The organism is Arthrobacter sp. 49Tsu3.1M3 (assembly GCF_900168135.1).
Lineage (GTDB): Bacteria > Actinomycetota > Actinomycetes > Actinomycetales > Micrococcaceae > Arthrobacter.
The window spans coordinates 41,046-61,321 of record NZ_FUZD01000011.1; the positions used below are offsets into that span (position 1 = coordinate 41,046).

The 20,276-nt window shown below is 68.4% G+C and carries 21 protein-coding genes, 6 tRNA genes and 1 riboswitch; of the genes, 15 read left to right on the forward strand and 12 right to left on the reverse strand.

Going from position 1 to position 20,276, the window contains the following annotated elements; all coding sequences use genetic code 11:
* Nucleotides 1–7 precede the first annotated feature (7 nt).
* The 10 genes from ribB to B5X90_RS12975 all read right to left on the reverse strand — a co-directional run bounded on the left by ribB (nt 8) and on the right by B5X90_RS12975 (nt 8,640).
* Nucleotides 8–715 (reverse strand): 3,4-dihydroxy-2-butanone-4-phosphate synthase, encoded by a 708-nt coding sequence (ribB, locus tag B5X90_RS12930; protein WP_079553654.1) that lies wholly within the window; start codon nt 713–715, stop codon nt 8–10.
* A complete protein-coding gene (locus tag B5X90_RS12935; RefSeq protein WP_079553656.1) occupies nt 712–1,398 on the reverse strand; it encodes a riboflavin synthase in 687 nt (228 codons plus the stop codon). Before B5X90_RS12935 ends, ribB begins: the two co-directional genes overlap by 4 nt.
* A complete protein-coding gene (gene ribD / locus B5X90_RS12940) occupies nt 1,398–2,504 on the reverse strand; it encodes a bifunctional diaminohydroxyphosphoribosylaminopyrimidine deaminase/5-amino-6-(5-phosphoribosylamino)uracil reductase RibD (RefSeq protein ID WP_079553799.1) in 1,107 nt (368 codons plus the stop codon). Before ribD ends, B5X90_RS12935 begins: the two co-directional genes overlap by 1 nt.
* A 161-nt stretch (nt 2,505–2,665) precedes the next feature.
* A complete protein-coding gene (gene pnuC / locus B5X90_RS12945; protein ID WP_079553659.1) occupies nt 2,666–3,364 on the reverse strand; it encodes a nicotinamide riboside transporter PnuC in 699 nt (232 codons plus the stop codon).
* 94 nt (nt 3,365–3,458) lie between these two features.
* Nucleotides 3,459–3,610, reverse strand: a riboswitch (FMN riboswitch).
* Nucleotides 3,611–3,717: 107 nt separating this feature from the next.
* On the reverse strand, nt 3,718–4,374 hold the full coding sequence (rpe, locus tag B5X90_RS12950; RefSeq protein ID WP_079553661.1) for a ribulose-phosphate 3-epimerase: 657 nt from the start codon (nt 4,372–4,374) through the stop codon (nt 3,718–3,720).
* A gap of 67 nt (nt 4,375–4,441) precedes the next feature.
* Nucleotides 4,442–6,043: an RsmB/NOP family class I SAM-dependent RNA methyltransferase gene (locus tag B5X90_RS12955; RefSeq protein WP_079553664.1), complete on the reverse strand. Its 1,602-nt coding sequence runs from the start codon at nt 6,041–6,043 to the stop codon at nt 4,442–4,444.
* Nucleotides 6,040–6,960 (reverse strand): methionyl-tRNA formyltransferase, encoded by a 921-nt coding sequence (gene fmt, locus B5X90_RS12960; protein WP_079553666.1) that lies wholly within the window; start codon nt 6,958–6,960, stop codon nt 6,040–6,042. The genes B5X90_RS12955 and fmt overlap by 4 nt, the downstream gene beginning before the upstream one ends.
* Nucleotides 6,957–7,529 (reverse strand): peptide deformylase, encoded by a 573-nt coding sequence (gene def / locus B5X90_RS12965; RefSeq protein ID WP_079553669.1) that lies wholly within the window; start codon nt 7,527–7,529, stop codon nt 6,957–6,959. Before def ends, fmt begins: the two co-directional genes overlap by 4 nt.
* Nucleotides 7,530–7,636: 107 nt before the next feature.
* Nucleotides 7,637–8,482, reverse strand: coding sequence for a cytochrome (locus B5X90_RS12970; protein WP_079553671.1), 846 nt, complete (start codon nt 8,480–8,482; stop codon nt 7,637–7,639).
* 86 nt (nt 8,483–8,568) lie between these two features.
* Nucleotides 8,569–8,640 (reverse strand) — tRNA-Val (locus B5X90_RS12975).
* A 379-nt stretch (nt 8,641–9,019) separates the two neighbouring features.
* On the opposite strand from B5X90_RS12975, the gene B5X90_RS12980 reads away from it, so the two are divergent.
* The 6 genes from B5X90_RS12980 to B5X90_RS13005 all read left to right on the forward strand — a co-directional run bounded on the left by B5X90_RS12980 (nt 9,020) and on the right by B5X90_RS13005 (nt 10,024).
* A tRNA-Gly gene (locus tag B5X90_RS12980) sits at nt 9,020–9,092 on the forward strand.
* A 46-nt stretch (nt 9,093–9,138) separates the two neighbouring features.
* Nucleotides 9,139–9,209: transfer RNA gene (locus B5X90_RS12985), tRNA-Cys, on the forward strand.
* A gap of 39 nt (nt 9,210–9,248) precedes the next feature.
* Nucleotides 9,249–9,323 (forward strand) — tRNA-Val (locus tag B5X90_RS12990).
* A 55-nt stretch (nt 9,324–9,378) separates the two neighbouring features.
* Nucleotides 9,379–9,451: transfer RNA gene (locus B5X90_RS12995), tRNA-Gly, on the forward strand.
* Between the two features lie 38 nt (nt 9,452–9,489).
* Nucleotides 9,490–9,564: transfer RNA gene (locus B5X90_RS13000), tRNA-Val, on the forward strand.
* A gap of 190 nt (nt 9,565–9,754) precedes the next feature.
* Nucleotides 9,755–10,024, forward strand: coding sequence for an antitoxin (locus B5X90_RS13005; RefSeq protein ID WP_079553674.1), 270 nt, complete (start codon nt 9,755–9,757; stop codon nt 10,022–10,024).
* A 104-nt stretch (nt 10,025–10,128) separates the two neighbouring features.
* Here the strand turns inward: B5X90_RS13005 and zapE are convergent, their stop codons facing one another.
* The gene (gene zapE / locus B5X90_RS13010) at nt 10,129–11,166 is read right to left on the reverse strand and encodes a cell division protein ZapE (RefSeq protein ID WP_079553677.1); all 1,038 of its coding nucleotides are present in this window, start codon (nt 11,164–11,166) and stop codon (nt 10,129–10,131) included.
* Nucleotides 11,167–11,392: 226 nt separating this feature from the next.
* Between zapE and B5X90_RS13015 the strand changes: the two genes are divergently transcribed.
* From B5X90_RS13015 to ybaK, 3 genes are all read left to right on the forward strand, one after another.
* Entirely contained in the window at nt 11,393–12,310 is a 918-nt protein-coding gene (locus B5X90_RS13015; protein WP_079553679.1) for a sulfurtransferase, read from the forward strand.
* Nucleotides 12,311–12,380: 70 nt separating this feature from the next.
* Nucleotides 12,381–12,854: a SufE family protein gene (locus tag B5X90_RS13020; protein WP_179129142.1), complete on the forward strand. Its 474-nt coding sequence runs from the start codon at nt 12,381–12,383 to the stop codon at nt 12,852–12,854.
* Between the two features lie 27 nt (nt 12,855–12,881).
* Nucleotides 12,882–13,379: a Cys-tRNA(Pro) deacylase gene (ybaK, locus tag B5X90_RS13025; RefSeq protein WP_079553684.1), complete on the forward strand. Its 498-nt coding sequence runs from the start codon at nt 12,882–12,884 to the stop codon at nt 13,377–13,379.
* A 76-nt stretch (nt 13,380–13,455) separates the two neighbouring features.
* Here ybaK and B5X90_RS13030 read toward each other — a convergent pair whose 3' ends face one another.
* Nucleotides 13,456–14,820, reverse strand: a complete 1,365-nt coding sequence (locus tag B5X90_RS13030; RefSeq protein WP_256860221.1) for an alpha/beta hydrolase family protein — start codon at nt 14,818–14,820, stop codon at nt 13,456–13,458.
* Between the two features lie 137 nt (nt 14,821–14,957).
* Here B5X90_RS13030 and B5X90_RS13035 point away from each other — a divergent pair, with 137 nt between their 5' ends.
* From B5X90_RS13035 to B5X90_RS13060, 6 genes are all read left to right on the forward strand, one after another.
* On the forward strand, nt 14,958–15,446 hold the full coding sequence (locus B5X90_RS13035; protein ID WP_079553686.1) for a hypothetical protein: 489 nt from the start codon (nt 14,958–14,960) through the stop codon (nt 15,444–15,446).
* A gap of 14 nt (nt 15,447–15,460) precedes the next feature.
* The gene (msrB, locus tag B5X90_RS13040) at nt 15,461–15,985 is read left to right on the forward strand and encodes a peptide-methionine (R)-S-oxide reductase MsrB (RefSeq protein WP_143264749.1); all 525 of its coding nucleotides are present in this window, start codon (nt 15,461–15,463) and stop codon (nt 15,983–15,985) included.
* Between the two features lie 163 nt (nt 15,986–16,148).
* Nucleotides 16,149–17,555 (forward strand): DUF6421 family protein, encoded by a 1,407-nt coding sequence (locus B5X90_RS13045; RefSeq protein WP_079553691.1) that lies wholly within the window; start codon nt 16,149–16,151, stop codon nt 17,553–17,555.
* Complete coding sequence (locus B5X90_RS13050; protein WP_079553693.1) at nt 17,552–18,340, forward strand: SDR family oxidoreductase; 789 nt, start codon at nt 17,552–17,554, stop codon at nt 18,338–18,340. Before B5X90_RS13045 ends, B5X90_RS13050 begins: the two co-directional genes overlap by 4 nt.
* A gap of 88 nt (nt 18,341–18,428) precedes the next feature.
* A complete protein-coding gene (locus B5X90_RS13055; RefSeq protein ID WP_079553695.1) occupies nt 18,429–19,517 on the forward strand; it encodes a threonine aldolase family protein in 1,089 nt (362 codons plus the stop codon).
* A gap of 72 nt (nt 19,518–19,589) precedes the next feature.
* Nucleotides 19,590–20,237 carry a DUF3000 domain-containing protein gene (locus B5X90_RS13060; RefSeq protein ID WP_079553697.1) on the forward strand — a complete coding sequence of 216 codons (648 nt, stop codon included), beginning with the start codon at nt 19,590–19,592 and terminating at the stop codon, nt 20,235–20,237.
* Nucleotides 20,238–20,276: the final 39 nt, after the last annotated feature.

Consider the following 20,276-nt stretch of genomic DNA (forward strand, 5'->3'; position numbering starts at 1 on the left):
TCCTCCATCAGACAGGGTCCGCTGCGTGGCTGCCGTGCTGTTCCGCTTCAAGATACGCCACCAGATCCGCAATAGAAATCAGGGGGCAGCCATGCTCGATGGCGAAGCCGCGCAATCCGTCCAGCCGCATCATTTCTCCGTTGTCGTACACAAGCTCTGCTATCACGCCCACGGGCTCCAGGCCCGCCAGCCGGCACAGGTCCACGGCCGCCTCGGTGTGGCCGGGACGTTCCCGCACTCCCCCCTTAACGGCGCGGAGGGGAAAAACATGCCCGGGACGGGTCAAGGAATTTGGCCGGCTTTGCGGGTCGGCCAGGATCCGGGCCGTCAGGGCGCGGTCCGTGGCGGAAATTCCGGTGCTGACACCCACGGCGGCGTCGCAGGACACGGTGTAGGCGGTGCCCTTGGCGTCTTCGTTGATTGCCACCATCGGCGGCAGCGCCAGGGCGTCTGCCCGGTCGGCGTCGAGCGGTACGCAGATCACTCCGGAGCTGTAGCGGACAGTCCAGCCCATCAGCGCGGGGGTGGCGTGCTCCGCGGCGAAAATGATGTCGCCTTCGTTCTCACGGTCCTCGTTGTCCACCACCAGGACGGGGCGCCCGGCTGCCATGGCGCTGATGGCGTCCTCGATCGGATCGAGGCCGGCACGCCCGGTGCCGGCCGCGCGGAGCACTTCGGCCACGTCATGGCCGGGCTGGTCCGTGACCCGGCTCATTTCGTTGCCCCGTCCGTGAGGGCGGGTTCTCCGGCAGTACCTTCGGCTGCCCTGTGCGCGGCGGGCGACGTACCGCCGGCAAAGGACAGCAGGCGTTCGGTGTACTTCGCCAGGACATCGACTTCGAGGTTTACATGGCCGCCGGGTGCCTTTTGGCCCAGGCCGGTCTCGGCCAGGGTGGTCGGGATGAGCCCTACTTCAAACCAGGGCGCCGGATCGTTGGCCGGGCTGACTGCCGTGACGGTGAGCGAGACGCCGTCGACGGCGATGGATCCCTTTTCGGCGATGTACCGGGCCAGCCCGGCCGGCACCGCGAAGCGCAGCCGGTCCCAGTTGCCAAGCCCCTCGCGCTCCACAAGCTGGCCGACGCCGTCGACGTGGCCCTGGACCACATGGCCGTCCAACCGTCCGCCGGCGGGGACGCAGCGTTCCAGGTTGACGGGATCGCCCGCAGCGAGTTCTCCGATCGTGCTGCGGATCAGGGTCTCGCCCATGACGTCGACGCTGAAGTCCCTGCCGTCGATCTGCGTGGCGGTGAGGCAGACGCCGTTGACCGCTATGGAACCGCCCAGCGCGAGACCGTCCGTGGTGCCGGGCGCGTGCAGCCGAACGGTGGCGCTGCTGTCCCCGTTGCGCTCAACGGACAGCACCTTTCCCTGCTCGGCGATAATTCCGGTAAACATCAATTGCCTCCTGCGGCGGTGTCCGCGCCGGTGCGGTGCGGGGTGGTATCGGATGAAGTAGGGGTGGCGGCCGGGTCGGCCTCATCGGCCGGGGCAGCCGGGGCGGCCGGGCGAAGATGGAGCCGGAGGTCGCGGCCGAGGACCTGGACGGCGCCTCCGGATGCCGGGTCCCATTCCCACAGCTGGGCATCGGCCAGGGTGGTGATGCCGAGGTCCTCCAGGGCAGCCGTGCCCGAGCCAAGCAGTGTCGGCGCCAGGTAGACGATGAGTTCGTCGACCAGGCCGGCGGCCAGGAAAGCGCTCAGGATCCGGGAGCCGCCCTCCACCATGAGGTGCCGGACGCCGTGCGCGAACAGCTGGTCCAGGGCCTCGCGCGGGTCGCGGGTGGCCAGGTGCAGGACGTTGCCGTCGGCTCCGTGGATGGCGGCGCCGTCGGGGATGCCCCGGTACCCCATCACGGCGCGCAGCGGCTGTTTGCCCTCTGCTTCGCCGTCGGCGTTCCGGGCGGTGAGCCGGGGGTTGTCGATCAGGACCGTCTGGGTGCCCACCAGGATGGCGTCTATCCGGCCGCGCAGGGCGTGGTTGTCGGCGAGCGATTCCGGACTGGAGATCCACTGGCTGGTGCCGTCGCTGGCAGCGATGCGGCTGTCGAGGGTCTGGGCGATATGCAGGGTGACGAACGGCCGCTTGGCGGCGACGGCGTCGAACCAGCGCCGGTTCAGGTCCAGCGCCGCCTCGGCCGCCAGCCCGGAGCGGACGCGGACGCCCGCGGCCCGGAGCGTCACGGCGCCGCCGGCGGCCGGGTCGTGGGGATCGTCGACGGCGTAGATGACATCGGTGATGCCGGCGTCGATGATCGCCTGCGCGCAGGGGCCGGTGCGCCCACAGTGGTTGCAGGGCTCCAGCGTCACCACGATCGCCGCGCCGCGGAGGTCCCGGCCCGCCGCCTTCGCCTGGCCGATGGCGTCAGCTTCGGCGTGGGCAGTCCCGGCTCCGCGGTGGTAACCGGTGGCGAGGTAAGTCCCGTCCGCCCCGACGACCACGGCGCCCACGAGCGGGTTGGCGCCCCGCGGACCCCCCGCCGCAGCGGCCAGGGCAGCCTGCATCGCAGCATTCTCGTCGGCGCTGAAAGCGGCAGTGCCGGACGCGACAGTGCCGGACGCGACAGTGGCGGACGCGACAGTGCCGGACGCGGCAGCCCCGGAAGGGGCAGCGCTGAACGGGGCGGCGTTGAATCCGGCCCTCAAGCCGGCGCTGTTGAGGGCACTCACTTGGCCGCCACAGGGTCGGGGAAGGCGGTTTCGACCTTGACCGGCCGGTTCGCCAGCCTGGAGGCACGCCACCAGACAAAGAACCCGGCCAGGGTGAAGAAGCCGTAGAAGAGGTACATGACGGCGCTGGCGTAGTAGCCCGCGCTGAACAGCAGCGGCACACCGACGATGTCCACCGCCACCCAGATGAGCCAGAACTCCGTCCAGCCCCGCGCCATCCCATATGTCGCCAGCAGCGAGCCCATGAACGTCCACGCGTCGGCCCAGACCGGCGGGTAGGAGCCGAGGGAGTCGAAGACCGGGGTAAGCGCCATGGTGCCGGCCATGAGGCTGAGGGCCAGAATCACCCGGGTCCGGTTGCCGGCCCAGCGCGGCGCGACGGCAGTCCCTCCGCTGGCGGACTTCCTGCCCTGCCGCCAGCGGTACCAGCCGTAGAGTGCGACGCCGATGAACATGATCTGGCGTCCGGCCTGGCCCCACAGGGTGGCCGGCGTGGCGGAACCGAAGACGTTGCCCAGGAAAACTGTCAGGAGCAGCAGGTTGCCGGCGATGCCGACGGGCCATGCCCAGACCCGGCGGCGCATGCCGCCAACGGCGCTGGCGAGGCCAAAGATGTTGCCTAGCACTTCACGAAGAATCAGGACAGATCCGCCTACCGGGATCTGCGCTTCGAAGAGCCATCGCAAGGGGTCCATGCGTGTGTCGTTCCTTCCCTCAAGAACCGCGATGGCTCCGGGGGTATACGACAGCGCAATTATGCGGCGCCGTCGGGGCGCCGCAATAACAGCTGTACGTGCTTCTCTCATCCAGACTTTAACTGTCGGTACCGGAATTTCACCGGTTCAACCGTTTGCCGGCTTCCTTCCCGAGGGAGGGCGCTGGCGCGCGGGTCGCGGACTGTCACCGCCGGTTCGGACTTACACCGACCCCGGAGCACGTATGTGTGTTGTTATTCTGACACAACTGCGGCCCTGCCCGGGCTATTCCCCGGATGCCGATGTTACGCCCGGCGTCATCTTCGCGGCAGTTCCCGGCCGGGACCGGCCCGTCAGCGGGACCCCGCCGCCCGGAGCCTTTCGACAGCCTCCGCCGGATCCGTGGCGCCGTAGACGGCTGACCCCGCGACAAAGACGTTGGCCCCAGCCTCTGCGGCGCGCACGATCGTCTCCTCGGTGATGCCGCCGTCCACCTGCAGCGCCACCGCGACGCCGGAGCCGTCAATGGCAGCGCGGGCCCGCCGGATCTTGGGCAGCGTCAGGTCCAGGAAGGACTGTCCGCCGAAGCCTGGCTCCACCGTCATGATCAACAGCAGGTCCAGTTCCGGGAGCATGTCCAGATAGGGCTCCACGGGGGTGCCCGGACGCAGCGCCATGCCGGCTTTGGCCCCGCGGGCGCGCAGTTCCCGCGCAAGTTTGATCGGCGCGATCGAGGCTTCGGCGTGGAACGTCACCGAGGCCACCCCGGCGTCGGCGAAGCCCGGTGCCCATCGGTCGGCGTCGGCGATCATCAGGTGGGCGTCCAGCGGCACCGGGCTGACGGCCTGGATGCGCTGCACCACGGGCAGCCCGATGGTCAGGTTGGGTACGAAATGGTTGTCCATGACGTCCACGTGCACGGCATCGGCATTGCTGATGCGGCGCAGTTCGGCCTCAAGGTTGACGAAGTCAGCCGAAAGGATGCTCGGGTTGATGCAGCATTGGGCCATGGATTTCCTTCTCGTTCGTACCTAGCTGGATCGCTTTATGGTGGCAGTGCCCCAGTATCAGCGAAACTCAGGCCAACTTGCGAATCAGCGCCAGGAACATGGCGTCCGTCTGGTGCACGTGCGGCCAGAGCTGGGCGGTGAGCTCGTGCCCGGCCTCGAGGTGGCCGGTGAGGCTCACGCTGTCCAGCACGGCGCCGGCGTCGAGGAGCTCGAGGTCCTCGCGCTTGCGCAGGGCATCACTGACGACGGCGGTGGTCTCTGCCGGGTGCGGCGAACATGTCACGTACGCCACCACGCCGCCGGGCTTGACGGCGTCGATCGCGGAGTTGAGCAGCTGGCGCTGCAGCGGGCCAAGGTCCACGAGGTCCTTGGGTGTGCGCCGCCAGCGCGACTCCGGGCGCCGGCGCAGGGCGCCCAGGCCGGTGCACGGGACATCCACCAGGACGCGGTCGAACGACTCCGGCTGCTCGGCGCCGAGGTCGCGGCCGTCCCCGGTCCTGACCTCCCAGGCTTCGCGTGGGACCGCGGACAGGGCCTGCCGCACGAGCTTGGCACGGTGCGGGGCGGATTCGTTGGCCAGCAGGTGGGCGCCCCGCTGCCGGGCGAGGGCTCCGAGCAGGGCGGCTTTGCCGCCCGGACCGGCACAGAGATCCAGCCAGCGCTCCCCCGCGGTCCCGCTGTCCGTCCCCGCTTCGCCGCCAGAATTTGTGCCGGGGTCTGCGCTGGTGTTGTTGCCGGGCCCGGCGCCGGGGGTGGTGCCGAGATCGACGGCGGCCATGGCGCGGGCCACGAGCTGCGAACCGACGTCCTGGACGCGGGTGCTTCCGTCGCGGACCGAGGCGAGCCGGCCGAGGTCCCCGCCGCTGGAGAGCGCGGATCCCTCGACGAGTTCACCCGGGGTGGCCCCGTTTTCCAGGGCCTCGTCCAGGCTGCCCACGCCGGGCAGCGCCACGAGGTTCACCACGGGCGCGGCGTTGTCGGCTTCGAGCAGCCCGTCAATCTCGGCAGCCGGGCGGCCGTGGACCACGAGGGACTGGCGGAGCGCGCGGACGATCCATTCGGGGTGGGCGTAGCGGATGGACGCGATCCGGGTGGCATCGGCCTCGGTGCTGAGCAGCAGGTCGAGCCACTCGTCGAGGGTGCGGGCGGAGACTTTGCGCAGGACGGCATTGATCAGTGCCGAGGGGCCGGCCCCGATCACGGCGCGGGCAAGCCCCACCGTCTGGTCCAGGGCGGCGTGAGCGGGCACGCGCATGGCGAGCAGCTGGTGCACCCCGATCCGCAGGGCATCCAGGATCGCGGGATCCAGCTCCTCCAGCGGACGGTCCACGCACCGGGCCAAGATGGCGTCGTACGTGCCCTGGCCGCGGAGTGCGCCATAGCTGAGCTCGGTGGCGAAACCGGCGTCGCGCTTGTCCAGCCCGTGGTGCCGGATCCGGGCCGGGAGCACCAGGTTCGCGTAGGCGTCCTCGGCGGCCACGGCGCGGAGGACCTCAAAGGCAACCAGCCGGGCCGGATCGGCGCGGCGGGTCCGCTGGGACGGGGCGCTCTCGGTGAAGCCGCGCTGCGGGCCGCGGTTGCGTTCCCGGCCCTGGGCGTTCCGCCTGCTGCCGCCCCCGGCGCCCTGGCCACTGCCTCGGCTGCTGCCGTTGGTCCCGGAACCGCTCATTCGAATACCACGCTTTCAAGTGTTGCCTGCCCACGCGCCCAATCAGCGGCGGCCATCATTTTCTTGCCCGCGGGTTGCACCCGCGTCAATTCCACCGGGTGCGAACCCGTTCCGACGAGGACCCGTTTCCCGTCCATGGCCAGCTGTCCGGGCCGAAGCGCGGCCGAGTCCGCCGCCGGCAGCACTGGCTCCAGTTTGATCCGCTGGCCCTCCAGCAGGGTCCAGGCGCCCGGCTCCGGCGTGACGCCGCGGGCACGGCGGCCAATCGCCAGGGCGGGCTGCTGCCAGTCGAGCCGGCCGTCTTCGAGACTGAGTTTGGGTGCCAGGCTGACGTCGCCCTGCTGCGGGAGCGCGACGGCCTTGCCGGCGTCGATGGCGGACAGCGTTTGGGCCAGCAGGACCGCGCCGCTGTGGGAGAGGCGTTCGAGCAGGGCCCCGGCGGTATCGGCGGGGTACACGGTCTCGGTGAGGGTCCCGAAGACCGGACCGGTGTCCAGCCCCTCCTCCAGGCGGAAAGTGACGGCACCCGTGACGTCGTCGCCGGCGATGACGGCGCGCTGCACGGGGGCTGCGCCGCGCCAGGCCGGCAGCAGGGAGAAGTGCAGGTTCACCCAGCCGTGGCGGGGAACAGCGAGGGCCGCAGGGGGAATTAGCCCGCCGTAGGCCACGATCGCCGCGACGTCCGGCGCTGCGGCGGCAATGCGGGCGGTGACCCCGGCATCGACTTTGGCGGCGTGGATAATCTCAATGCCAAGCTCGGCGGCCCTGGCGGCCACGGGCGACGGCGTCAGGACGCGTTTGCGTCCCAGCGGTGCGTCCGGGCGGGTGAGGACAGCGACGACGTCGAACCCGGCGTCAACAAGGGCGTCGAGCGACGGCACCGCGACGGCGGGGGTCCCGGCGAAGAGAACCCTCACGGGGTGATTCCGAAGCTGGACCCGCCAAAGCTCGTCCCGACGCTCTTCGCGCGCTTGGTGGTTGTCTGTTCCGTGATGGCGTCGTAGTTGGCATTGCGGATGGCGCGCAGGGCGGCCTTCCGGTCTTCACCCTCGAGCCGGTCGGTGTAGAGGATGCCGTCCAGGTGGTCGGTCTCGTGCTGGAAGCAGCGCGCCAGCATGTCCTCGCCCTCCACGGTGACGGGGTTGCCATGCAGGTCCACGCCGGTCACCCGGGTGTGGCGGTACCGGCGGACGGGGAAGCCCAGGCCCGGGATGGACAGGCATCCCTCGACCTGGTCCGGCTGGAAGTCCTCGCTGTTTTCCAGCACGGGGTTGACGATGTGGCCCTCGACGCCGCCGATCCGGTAGGTGAAGACGCGCAGGCTCACACCGACCTGGGGCGCGGCCAGGCCGGCGCCCTCGACATCCTCCATGGTTTCGGTCATGTCGGCGACGAGCTTTGCCAGTTCAGGCCCGAATTCCGTCACGGGATCGGCGACTGTGCGCAGCACAGGATCCCCGATGATGCGGATATTCAAAATGGCCATGTGCAGTCTGTCCTCACGGTGGGCGGCTAGGGGTCCAGTCCAGTTTAGTTGGAGCTGCCCGGCTTCTGTTCGGCGCTTCGGTTCGCGCCCCTGTTCAGCGCTTCTGGTCAGCGCTTCACGGGCGGCGCCAGCGGGAGCAGTGCTGCTCCGGCAGTTGCCGTGTCGGCGGACATCTCCCAGACGCGGCGCAGCGCACAGAATTTCCACCAGTGATGCTTCAGGACCTCGGGGTTGGCCCGCTGCGGACGGACCTCGGTCTCGCCGACCGCCACGGCCAGGAGGATCGGGGACTCGCCGTGCTGCCAGGCCTCCCACTCCCCCGCCACGGGATCGACGAGGCTTTCCTCCGCCTTCATGCCCGCCACGAGCTGCATGACCACCTTGTCATCAAGCGGTTTGACGGTGCCGTCCCGGCTGGTGCCTTTGGTCTTGTAGTCGATCAGACAGGTCCTGCCGTTGATCCGTGCCACGAGGTCCAGGGTGCCGGCATAGCCGACCGTCTTGTTCCACACCGTAATTTCCGGGGCAATGGGTTCAACGTCGAAGAGTTCCCACCATTCGTCGAAGCGTGCCGCGAACGCTTCCTCGCCGTTGGCGGCCAGCGCCTCCCGTGTTTCCTTCATCTGGTGCGGCCGGCCAAGCGCACGCAGCGCAACCTGCTCGCAGTAATTGTGGACCCGGTCGCCGCGCTTCGCGGCATCGTCCCGGTACGACTCCGCCGCCTTGGCTGCCCGGCTGACCGCCTGCCGCAGTTTGGCCGGGCTCCCCAGGATGCCGGGGAGCTCGGGATCCTGGGCCAGGCTGTTGGCGCCCATGTAGCCGAACCAGCCATCCAGGCCGTGTGGCTGCTGGCCGATCACCGTAGTGATGGAAGGGACAGAGAACTGTGCCGACGTGGAGCGGGCGTACATGCGGCCATAGTCCGTGGCGTGGGCGAGGAGGGGGGCGGTCATATGAAGACTCTTTCACGGGGGTCAGACAACGATGAAAAGCAAAATGGCCCGCCCCGCTGAGTCAGCGGAACAGACCATTTCGTTAGTGGGCGATACTGGGTTCGAACCAGTGACCTCTTCGGTGTGAACGAAGCGCGCTACCACTGCGCCAATCGCCCTAACGACATTGAATGCTAGCCCACCCGGGCGGAATTTAGAAATCGGCCCGGGGAACCTGGCTGCGCCGGGGATGCGGGCCCAATACTCCGCCGCAACGGGCCTGCGCGTCGGCTGTGTCCACCAGCCCTCCACCGGCCGTCCCAGTCGCCCCATACGGCAGGCCCGGTCAAGTAGCCCCACCGCCGCTTCGGGCCATTGCTGGACACGAGCTAATTACAGCGCTGTAATTAGCAAAATCCCCTAGAACTCGGGGAAGTAGGGCCCTGGAATGGGGGCCAATGGGCCTCGATTTGTAGATTCCCAGAACCTCCTATAGAGTTCTTACTCGTTGGAACGCGAGGAAATGCCGAATGCGGCAAGGAAATGCACACCAACAATGCGGACGTAGCTCAGCTGGTAGAGCACCACCTTGCCAAGGTGGATGTCGCGAGTTCGAATCTCGTCGTCCGCTCGCAGGACACTGTCACGGCAAAGGTTCTTCGGAATCCTGTCTACACGGTGGGTTGGCCGAGAGGCGAGGCAGCGGCCTGCAAAGCCGTATACACGGGTTCGAATCCCGTACCCACCTCGGTGAAAACCCTGGTTTCCGGTTTCGATCGGATGCAAGGGGCGATTGGCGCAGCGGTAGCGCGCTTCCCTGACACGGAAGAGGTCACTGGTTCGATCCCAGTATCGCCCACCAGAGCAAGGCAACTTGCTTGATGCAGTACCACCGGCCCAGCCGGCATGGACTAAATGCGGACGTAGCTCAGCTGGTAGAGCACCACCTTGCCAAGGTGGATGTCGCGAGTTCGAATCTCGTCGTCCGCTCTCTTCATTACAACTCCACTCCGGATCCTTCCGGTTGCGGGCGATTGGCGCAGCGGTAGCGCGCTTCCCTGACACGGAAGAGGTCACTGGTTCGATCCCAGTATCGCCCACCACAAGAGCAGCTCCCCGGAGCTGCTCTTTTTTTGTGCGCTGCGGGATTGATGCACTCCGGGCCCTTCTACCCTGTGCACCTGGCCTTCCGTCTTTTACCCTCTGGGCGGACACCCTTGGCACCCCCGCCACCTCCCGCTAGGGTAGAAAACGCTAGGAGCGATCTGGCTCCGCGACCGAAGGGAGGTGCCCGTGGGTTTACTTGACGATCTAAAGGGCAAGGCTCAGCAAGTTATTGGTGGCAACGAAGAAGCCATCAAGGACGGCATCGAAAAGGCAGGCGACTTCGTCGACTCCAAGACCGGCGGAAAGCACGCCGGCACGATCGATGCCGTGCAGCGTGGCGCTTCCGACTTCGTGGACAAGGCGAACGACCGGCCAAATGCGGCCCCGGTCGCCGATCAGACTCCCGCAGCCGGTGAGCCCCCCGTAGCCGGGGAACCCCGCCAGCCAGGCCTCTGACCCAGATCCGTCAGCGAGGTGCCGGTCCCGCCGAGAGGCGGCGCCGGCACCTCCGGCATTTAACGGCAGAACCCACCAAGCGTTGTACTTGGAGGGAACCGGCGCTAGGACGGTTCGTGGTTTTGGCCCTCGCGGGCCAGCGCGGTGAGCCTGGAGACGGCGCGGAAGTACTTCTTCATGTACCCGCCGGTCATCATTTCCTCCGTGAAGAGCTGGTCGAACGGCACACCGCTGGCAAGGATGGGCACGTCCTTGTCGTACAACCGGTCCGCGAGCACCACGAAGCGCAGCGCAACGGCCTGCTCGGTAATCGTGTGCACGTTCCTCCAGACCACGCCCTCGATCCCCTCCAGCAGCTGGCGGTAACGGCTCGGGTGCACGCCGGCCAGGTGGTTGATCAAGGTGCTGAACTCATCGCGCGCCACGGTCTTGCCGTCGAACTCGGCATGCATGTGGTGGGTCAGGTCATCATTGCGCAGCGGCGACGGTGCGGCCGGAAGGCCACGGTGGCGGAAGTCCTCGCCGTCAATCCGCACGACGTCGAACTGGTCCGCCAGCACCTGGATTTCACGGGCGAAGTCGACGGCGGCGAAGCGCCCGTCCCCGAGGGACCCCGGCAGCGTGTTCGATGTGGCGGCAAGCTTCACGCCGGCGTCGGCGAGTTCGCGCATGAGCCGGGACATGAGCACGGTGTCGCCCGGATCATCGAGCTCAAATTCATCGATGCAGACCAGCTTGTAGTGGCTCAGGGCCTCAACGGTCTTGCGGAAGGAGAGCGCACCGACGAGGTTGGTGTATTCGACGAACGTGCCGAAGGCCTTGGGCCCGGGGGCGGCGTGCCACAGCGATGCCAGCAGGTGGGTCTTGCCCACGCCGAATCCGCCGTCGAGGTAGATCCCGGCCCGGGAAGTGTCCTTCTTGCCGAAGAGCCGCTTGAACAGCCCGTCGCCGTCGCGTGCGCCCACGCCCGCCGCAAAGTGCTGCAGGGCATGGACCGCATGGGCCTGGCTGGGCTGGGCGGGATCGGGCCGGTAGCTGGAAAACGACACCTCGCCGAACCGCGGCGACGGATAGAACCCATTGAGGAGTTCATCCACGGAAACTGCCGGTGTACGGGCGGCGAGCTGTTCGATCTGTACCAAGGTGGTCCGTTCTGCTGGTCTCTTGTCCCCAGCAAGAATACCGGCAAAGCCTGGCCGGCCCGCGTGCGCGCTTGTGGACCCGCGGCCGGCGTGAGGAAGACCACATTTCCCCGTGTGAACCCGGTGGAGCATTCCCACCGGGCCGTGACTAGTGTTGTAACAGGCCCGGCGCGGCGCACGCTTTCCGCGCCCGGCCTCCTGACCGTTCAAGTGAAAGGCCGTCGCAATGTCCTACCCCGTTGAGCAGAACGAGAAATTCGCCGCTTACGCCCACCCTGACCGCCTGGTGTCCACGGAATGGCTGGCGACGGCGATCGAGGACGGGGCCCTCGACGGCGGCAATCTCGTGGTGGTCGAATCCGACGAAGACGTCCTGCTGTACGAGACCGGCCACATCCCCGGCGCCGTGAAAATCGACTGGCACACCGACCTCAACGACGAGGTGACCCGCGACTATGTCGACGGCGAAGCCTTCGCCGCGCTGGTTGCGGCCAAGGGCATTTCACGGGACAGCACGGTGGTCATTTACGGCGACAAGTCGAACTGGTGGGCCGCGTACGCCCTGTGGGTATTCACTCTCTTCGGCCACGAGGACGTCCGGCTCCTGGACGGCGGCCGGGACAAGTGGATCGCGGAAGGCCGGGCGCTCTCCACCGTCACGACCGTCGCCACCCCCGCCGACTACCCCGTCGTGGAGCGGAACGACGCCCCGATCCGCGCCTTCAAGGATGATGTCCTGGCGCACTTCGGCAAGCCGCTGATCGACGTCCGCTCGACCGAGGAGTACACCGGCCAGCGCACCCACATGCCCGCCTACCCGGAAGAGGGCGCGCTGCGTGGCGGCCACATCCCCACGGCGGCCTCCATCCCCTGGGCCCGCGCGGCGGCCGGCGACGGCACGTACCGGAACCGCGGCGAGCTCGAGGCCCTCTACCTCGGCGAGGCCGGGTTGACCGAAGGCGATGACGTCGTGGCCTACTGCCGGATCGGCGAGCGGTCCAGCCACACCTGGTTTGCGCTGAAGTACCTGCTGGGCTTTGAGACCGTGCGGAACTACGACGGCTCCTGGACCGAATGGGGCAACGCCGTGCGCGTCCCGATCGTCAAGGGTGCCGAGCGCGGCGCGGTTCCGGCCGGTCGTTAGCCGCGGCAACCATGAAGCGGGGCAGGCCCCGACAGGGACACAATCGGCGCGCGTGCGTAAGCTGGGAATGATGAATACTTCAGCCCTCCCCGCCGCACTGGCGGACATTGTCGACGATTTCCAGGCCCTGACCGAAGCGGAGCGGCTGCAACTGCTCCTCGAGTTCTCGCAGGGGCTTCCGGAACTTCCGGAGCGGCTCCGGGACCACCCGGAGCTGCTCGAGCAGGTAGTGGAGTGCCAGACGCCGCTGTTCCTCACCGTCGAGACGGAACGGGCCGACGGCGACGCGCCGGAGCGCGTCCGGCTCTACTTCAAGGCACCCAAGGAGGCCCCGACCACCCGCGGGTTTGCCGGAGTGCTCCACGAGGGACTCGACGGGCTCAGCGCCGCGGAAATCCTGGCCGTCCCGGACGACATGCCGGAGCTGTTGGGCCTCACCCGGGCCATCACTCCCCTGCGCATGCGCGGAATGACCGCCATGCTGGGCCGGATCAAGCGCAAGGTCGTCGCGTCCGGAGACCGTCAGCCGTCGGCGCAGTCCTGACCTTCAGCGCCCGGACAGCACGAGAACATGGCCCGCAAGCACGCGTCCCAGGGAACTCCGGCCACCGCAGCACTCGCGGCCGCCGGGGTTCCCTTTGTGGCCCACCCCTACACCCATGACCCCGCGGCAGGCAGTTATGGCCTGGAAGCGGCGGAAGTGCTCGGCGTCGACCCGGACCGGGTCTTCAAGACCCTGATGGTCGACGTCGACGGCCGGCTCGCCGTCGGCGTCGTGCCCGTGAGCGGCAGCCTGGACCTTAAGGCGATGGCCGTCGCTTTGGGCGGCAAGAAAGCAGAGATGGCCGATCCGGCCGCGGCGCAGCGGCGGACCGGATACGTTCTCGGCGGCATCTCACCGCTCGGCCAGCGCCAGTCCTCTCCCACGGTGGTGGATGAGAGCGCACTGGCGCTGGAGACCATCCTCGTTTCGGGCGGACGGCGCGGCCTGGACATCGAGCTGGATCCGGCCGAGCTCATTCGGCTCACGGCTGCCCGCACGGCCCGGATCGGCACCCGGCGCGACTGACCCGGCCCACGGGGGCCGGGTCACGGCAGTGTTAGCCCGAACCACCTCAATGAACTGTCAACCTGTCAGTGAACTGTCAACTGAACGCGGCAGTGCCGGCCGGCGGCTCCTGGTCGCCGGGGTTGGCGCGGGGCGCCAGCTGCTGCCGGAGCCAGGCCGAGACCTGCCGCTCCCAGCGCTCCGGGTCCACGTTCCATTCCTTGGTATGCAGGGCCCTGTCGAAGGGCTCGAAGGTGACCATTTCCGGGTTCTTCTCGGCCAGCGCCGCGGAGGGCCCGTAGGGCACGTACTCATCGTCCACGCTGTGCACAATGAGGGTCGGCGTCCTCAGCTCCACGGCCCGCGAAACCCAGTCCATCGCTTTGAGGTCGACGGGCGCAGCCAGGCCGGTCAGCCGCCGGCCCAGGCGGTGGCTGAGCATCAGCTGTCCGTAGCGGCCCACGGACGACGGAATCCGGTTCAGCTCCGCATGGTGGGCCAGCACGTTGACCCAGTTGATCACCGGCGCGTCCAGGACCATGGCCCGGATCAGGTGGCGGTGCCGGGAAAGGTCAGCGGTCTGGAGGCAGATCGCGCCGCCCATCGACCAGCCGAACAAAACCACCTCGCGGGCGCCCTGCTGCACGGCGTAGCCGATGGCGGCCTCGACGTCGCGCCATTCGGTGGAGCCCAGGCCGTACCGCCCGTCGCTGGCTGACGGGGCCAGGCCGTCGTTGCGGTAGGAGATCAGCAGGCTGGACATGCCCAGTTCCCTGGCGGTCCGGACGGCCCGCAGCCCTTCCTGCCGGGTGGCGCCGCGCCCGTGCACCATGATCGCCCACACGTCCGGGGCGATGTCCGCCGGCGCGGCCGGCGCGGCGCGGACGAGCCAGGCCGGCGCGGTCCCGGCGTCGACGTCGATCAGCACGTCCTCCACCGGAAACCCGAGGGCGGCCGGATCCGGATAGGCCGCACCGCTCCACCAGCCGCGCCGGGCGGTGGCCATGTCCCCGCTGTAGACGTGCTCGACCTCGCGCAGCACGGTGCGTTCGGCCGGGGAGTAGGACAGGATCCGGCCGATCCGCGCATGCCCGCGGCCGCCGTCGAAGAAGAACCCGTACACCCCGTCCACCGTCGCGTCCGGGGTGGCGGCGAAAATGACCCGCAGCGCCCGTCCCTCGCGGATGACGGCCAGCACTTCCTGGTCCTCTGCCCGGAACCGGGCCGGGGTGATGACGCGGCGGGCGAAGTAGAGGGCGAGGGCGGAGGAGCCGGCGGCCAGCACGCCCGCAGCGGCGCTGCCGCCGATGATGCCCCCCACCGCCCACTTGGCGCTCCCGGACGTCACGCCGCCGGGGGCCGGGGCGACGGGGAGTGCTGTTCCGCGGGCAGCGGTCCGGCGGGCAGCGGTCTGGCGGAGGTCCCGGCGGAGATCCGGGCGGAGGCGCAAGGAGGATGCCATGGCACCATTCTTACTGAAGCGCAGCCCAACCACGGCATTGGCGGGGGTTCCGGCGCACGGCCGGACCGGTACAGACACGCCAGGGTCCCGCGGGACACAACGATGCAGGTCAACACGAGCGCGACTAGGCTGGGGTCATGAGTGATCCAATCGTCATTTTGACAGAAGAGCCCCTCGGTGCGGATGACCGCGTCAATATTGAAACCCTGATTGCCGGCGGTGATGCGCCCCTGCTGATCCTGGTGCCGGCCAACACCGAGCGGCACCTGGTGGTGGATTTCCTGGAAAACCTTTCCATGCTTGAAATCGCCAAGGCCTTCCGTGAACTGACGGCACACTCGGACCCCGCCGAGGAGCGGGCCGAAGCAGCAGACACCCTGGCCGCCTCGCTGGCGGCGCTGGCCGGTCTGGGCGGCGGCGTCTCGGGCGAAGTCGTCGAGGGCAGGGCCGTTGACGGCCTGGTTGCCAAGGTCAAGGAACTTAGCGCCGGACAGGCTGTGGTCATCACCCGCCCGCACGCCGTGGCCGACACGTTCCACACCGACTGGGCCACCAAGGCACAGGACAAGCTGGGGCTGCCCGTCCTGCATCTGTACGCCGGTTCGGGATTTATCGGGGACTCCTGAGCGTTATTGAGGCTATGAGTATCTTTAACAGGCCTAAATCCATGCCCTCGGCAGTGCCCGCCACCGAACCCGCGACCGAACCCGCAGCCGACCCCGCCGCCACGGCCTTTGACCAGGCTCCGGCCGGAGCGCCCGTCGAAAAGACAGACGCCCAGTGGCGCGAGGAATTGACGCCTGAGGAGTACCGCGTGCTCCGCCAGGCGGGCACCGAGCGGCCGTACACCGGCGAATACTGGGACACCCACACCCGGGGTGTCTACAAGTGCCGGGCCTGCGGCACCGAACTGTTCACCAGCAACGAAAAGTTCGACTCGCACTGCGGCTGGCCGTCTTTCTGGGCGCCGCTCGCCGAGGGCACCGTGCGCTACATCCATGACCGCACCATGGGCATGGACCGGGTCGAAGTCCGCTGCGCCACCTGCGATTCCCACCTGGGGCACGTGTTCGACGGCGAGGGCTACGGTACCCCCACGGACCAGCGCTTCTGCATTAACTCGGTTTCGCTGAAGCTGGTTCCCGCGGACGACGCCGGGCAGTAGTCCGCAGCCCTGCCTCTCCTTCCGCTGGAACGGCTTTTCAGAATCACTTGCCACAGACTTTCTTATGCTCAAGGCTATTTTGCATTAGAGTCTCTGCTTGCTTGCTACGCTCGATTTAGATCCAGCACACGCTCCACAGCAAACAGAAAGGCGACCGTCGACGATGACCACGACCGCTCTTACCGCCCCCGCCCCGATCACCGCCGGCAACCAGGAATGGCTGCGGCTCAAGGCTGCCGCCACCGCCCTGCGCGCCCTCCAGGTCCAGGACGGATCCGTGCCGGACGCCGAAGCCCACGAAGCCGCGGCCGGCCACGTCGAAACCATCACCACGGCGGTCGCGGCCCTGGCCCCGTCCTTCCCGCATGACGCGAACTACCTGGAACTGATGGTCACCGACTTTGACCGCTGGGCCGCTGGCGGCTTTGGGGTTCCGGACTTCCTGGATTCCCTGCAGGCGTTCCAGCCGCAGCAGCACCGGGTCAACGGACTCCAGCACCTGGTCGTGTTCCCGATGTACACCCAGAACGGCAGCAGCAGCCGCCTCGTCGAGGCCGTGCTGATCGAGGTCATCTGGCCGGAGTTCATCGGCGGCCTGGAAACGGGCGAGTACTCCAATAAGCTCTTCGTCCCGATCCGGTTCCTCGACTTCACCGCGGGCTACAACACCAACTCCGCAGTCCTGTTCCCCGAGACCGTCGCGGTCCGCGAGACCCCGACGTTCACGTGGGGCGCGATCTTCGCCGACCGCGAGGCCGCACGCTTCCGCCGCGTCCTGCGTGCCGCCGCGGAGATCACCTCACTGCAGCTGCCCGAGGACGCCGCCGGGCTGCTGGAGGACCAGCAGCTGACGCAGGAAACCTTTGTCATGTGGGACCTGATCCACGACCGCACCCACATGCGCGGTGACCTGCCCTTCGACCCGTTCATGATCAAACAGCGCATGCCGTTCTTCCTCTACTCACTGGAAGAGCTGCGCTGCGACCTCACCGCCTTCCGCGAATCCGTGAAGATCGAGAAGGACGAGGACGCTGACCCGGAGGCCCGCCGGCATGCCAAGCTGGTCCAGTACGCGGTGATCTTCGACCGCATCTTCCGCTTCGCCATCACCGGCACGCGCGTGCGCAACTACGACGGCCTTGGCGGCCAGCTGCTCTTCGCCTGGATGCACCAGCACCACGTCCTGCACTGGACCGACAGCAAACTCAGCATCGACTGGGACGAGGCCGCCGACGTCGTGGTTGAACTCGGCGCGAAGATCGAGGAACTGTACTGGCGCTCGATCGACCGCCCCAAGATGGCCCACTGGCTCGCCGCCTACGAGCTCATCTCCGGCACGGTCACGCCCAACCCGGCCTCGGTCTGGGCCAAGGGTCCGAACGCCCTCCCCCTGGACGGTCCGCCCCGCGGCCTCACGGACCAGGTCCTCGACGACGAGTTCCCGCTCTCCATGTTCTACGAGGCGCTGGAGAAGAAGATGCGGCCCGTCATCGAATCCACTGCCGGCATCACAGGTTCGTCAGACACCGGATCAGAGTCCGGCGGCACCCAGGCCCTGAACGCCGGATGAGCGCCGGACGCACTTTGAACGTGCTGGTCACGGGGGGCAGCGGGCCGTCGGGAATCGCGACGGCCCGCGCCCTGCGCGGCGCCGGCCACAGGGTCTTCACGGTCGGCTCCGATGCCGCGCGCATCGAGGCAGCCGCCGCCGAGGCCGGCGACGGCGTCACGCCGCTCGCCTGCGACCTCGCCAGCCTGGCCGGCGTCCGCGCCCTGCGGGAAAGCATTGCCGGCCTGGCCGGACGCGTCGACGGCGTGATCCACCTGGTGGGCGGCTGGCGCGGCGCGAAAGGCATCACGGACCAGAGCGACGACGACTGGGACTTCCTGGAACGCAACGCCGTCACGACCCTGCGGAACGTCACGCGCGTCTTCTTTGACGACCTCGCTGCCTCTGAGGCCGGACGCTTCGCCATGGTGTCCTCCACGGCCGTAAGCGCCCCGACGGCGGCGGGGGCGAGCTACGCCGCGGCCAAGGCGGCCGCCGAGGCCTGGACGCTGGCGGTCGCTGACGGCTTCCGCCGCGTCCACGCCGCTGGCACTGCCACCGGCACCGGCACTCCCGGGCACGGGAGCGCGCAACAGGACAACGCCGGGCAGGAGAGCGCCGCGTTGCGCAGCGCCGCCGTCATCTTCGTGGTGAAAGCCCTCGTTGACGCGCAAATGCGGGCCAAGGCCCCGGACCGCAAGTTCCCGGGCTTCACGGACGTGGCCGACCTGGCGGCTGCCGCAGCGGGACTCTTCACCTCTCCTGCCGGCGAGCTGAACGGCCAGCGGCTGCTGCTCAGCCGCTGAGCCGTTCCTGATTCCGCGACCCGGATCCAGGGCCCCCGGGCTTAGCCCGGGCGGCCCGACCTCTTAGACTGAAAGCGTGAGCAAAACGATGACCAGCACAGTTGAAACTGTCCCTGCCGGCACTGCGGTGCGGCTCCACGATCCCTCCGTCCGCGGCTTCGCCTCGGACAACTATTCCGGCGTGCACCCGGAGGTTCTCGCAGCCCTGGCCGCCGCCAACGAAGGCCACCAGGTCTCCTACGGTGAAGACGAATACACCGCGCGCCTGCAGCAACTGATGGAAGAGCACTTCGGCGAAGGCATCGAGTGCTTCCCGGTGTTCAACGGCACCGGAGCCAACGTCCTGTCCCTGCAGTCGCTGCTCCCGCGCTGGGGTGCGGTCATTTGCGCTTCCACCGCCCACATCAACATGGATGAAAACGGCGCACCGGAGCGGATCGGCGGCATCAAGCTGCTGCAGGTCCCCACCACCGACGGCAAGCTCACCCCCGCACTGATCGACCAGGAAGCCTGGGGCTGGGGCGATGAGCACCGTGCCCAGCCGCTGGCGGTGTCCATCACCCAGACCACCGAGCTTGGCACCTGCTACACCCCGGAGGAGGTCCGGGCCATCGCCGAGCATGTCCACGCAAAGGGCATGAAGCTGCACATGGACGGTGCCCGGCTGGCCAACGCCGCCGCCCACCTGGGCGTCCCGCTGCGGGCGTTTACCCGTGACGCCGGCGTGGACATCCTCTCCTTCGGCGGCACGAAGAACGGCCTGCTGTTCGGCGAGGTAGTGGTCGCCCTGAACCCGGAGGCCGCCCACGGCCTGGTCTACCTGCGCAAGATGAACATGCAGCTGGCCTCCAAGATGCGGTTCATGTCCGCCCAGTTCATTGCCCTCCTCGAGGGTGAGCTGTGGTTGCGCTCGGCCTCGCACGCCAATGCCATGGCCGCCCGGCTGCGCGCCGGCGTCGAGGCGATCCCCGGCGTCGAACTGACCCAGAAGACCGAGTCCAACGGCGTCTTCGCCGTCCTGCCTGCCGGTGTCGCGGACCGGCTGCGCAAGTCCTTCCGCTTCTACGACTGGAACGAGGCGGCCCGCGAGGTCCGCTGGATGTGCTCCTTCGACACCACCGAGGATGACGTTGATTCCTTCATTGCGGCCATCAAGCGCGAGCTCACCGCTGCCTGAGCCGTGCACCGCTTCCCCTGCCCGGCGGCGAGCCTGCCGGGCAGGGCTCCGGCCGTTGCATAACCTTCCAAGGTGAGCTCCCTCGATCAGGTTCCGGCAGATTTCCTCTTCGCCCTGGGGACCCTTCGGCAGGCGCGGTGCCGCAGCGAGCTGCACCTGGACGAAATTCCGGCCCCGTCCCGGCTGGCACCGTACGCGGTGGCCCTGGGCGCGGAAGTGATCGGCCCGGGCGACTCCCCGACCGGCGGACCGGTCCACGGCCCGGCCGCCGCGGCCCTGGCCCGGGCGTCCGGCAGCGACGACGTCGAGCTGGCCACTGGCCGCTTCATTCTGCTCCACGATCCCGACGGCTCTGCCGTGTGGGACGGGGAATTCCGGATCGTCACCTACATCCGCGCCCAGCTCGAACCCGAGATGGGCAACGACGAACTCCTGGGGTCCGTGGCGTGGACCTGGCTGGTCGAAGCGCTGGAGAACCATCAGGCCCCGTACCGCTCCGCCGGCGGCACCGCCACCCGGGTGCTCTCGGAGAGCTTTGGAACGTTGTCGGACCGGCCGAATTCAATCGACATCGAGCTCCGGGCCTCCTGGACCCCGGCCACCCCGGACATCACCTCGCACCTGGAGGCGTGGTCGGACATGGTCTGCACCTTCGCCGGACTGCCGCCCCTGCCCGAGGGCGTCACGGCCCTGCCCCGCCGCCCCCGCGGACACGTATGAGGCGCCTGTTCGGCCGCGGTCACGGCCCTATACGCCATG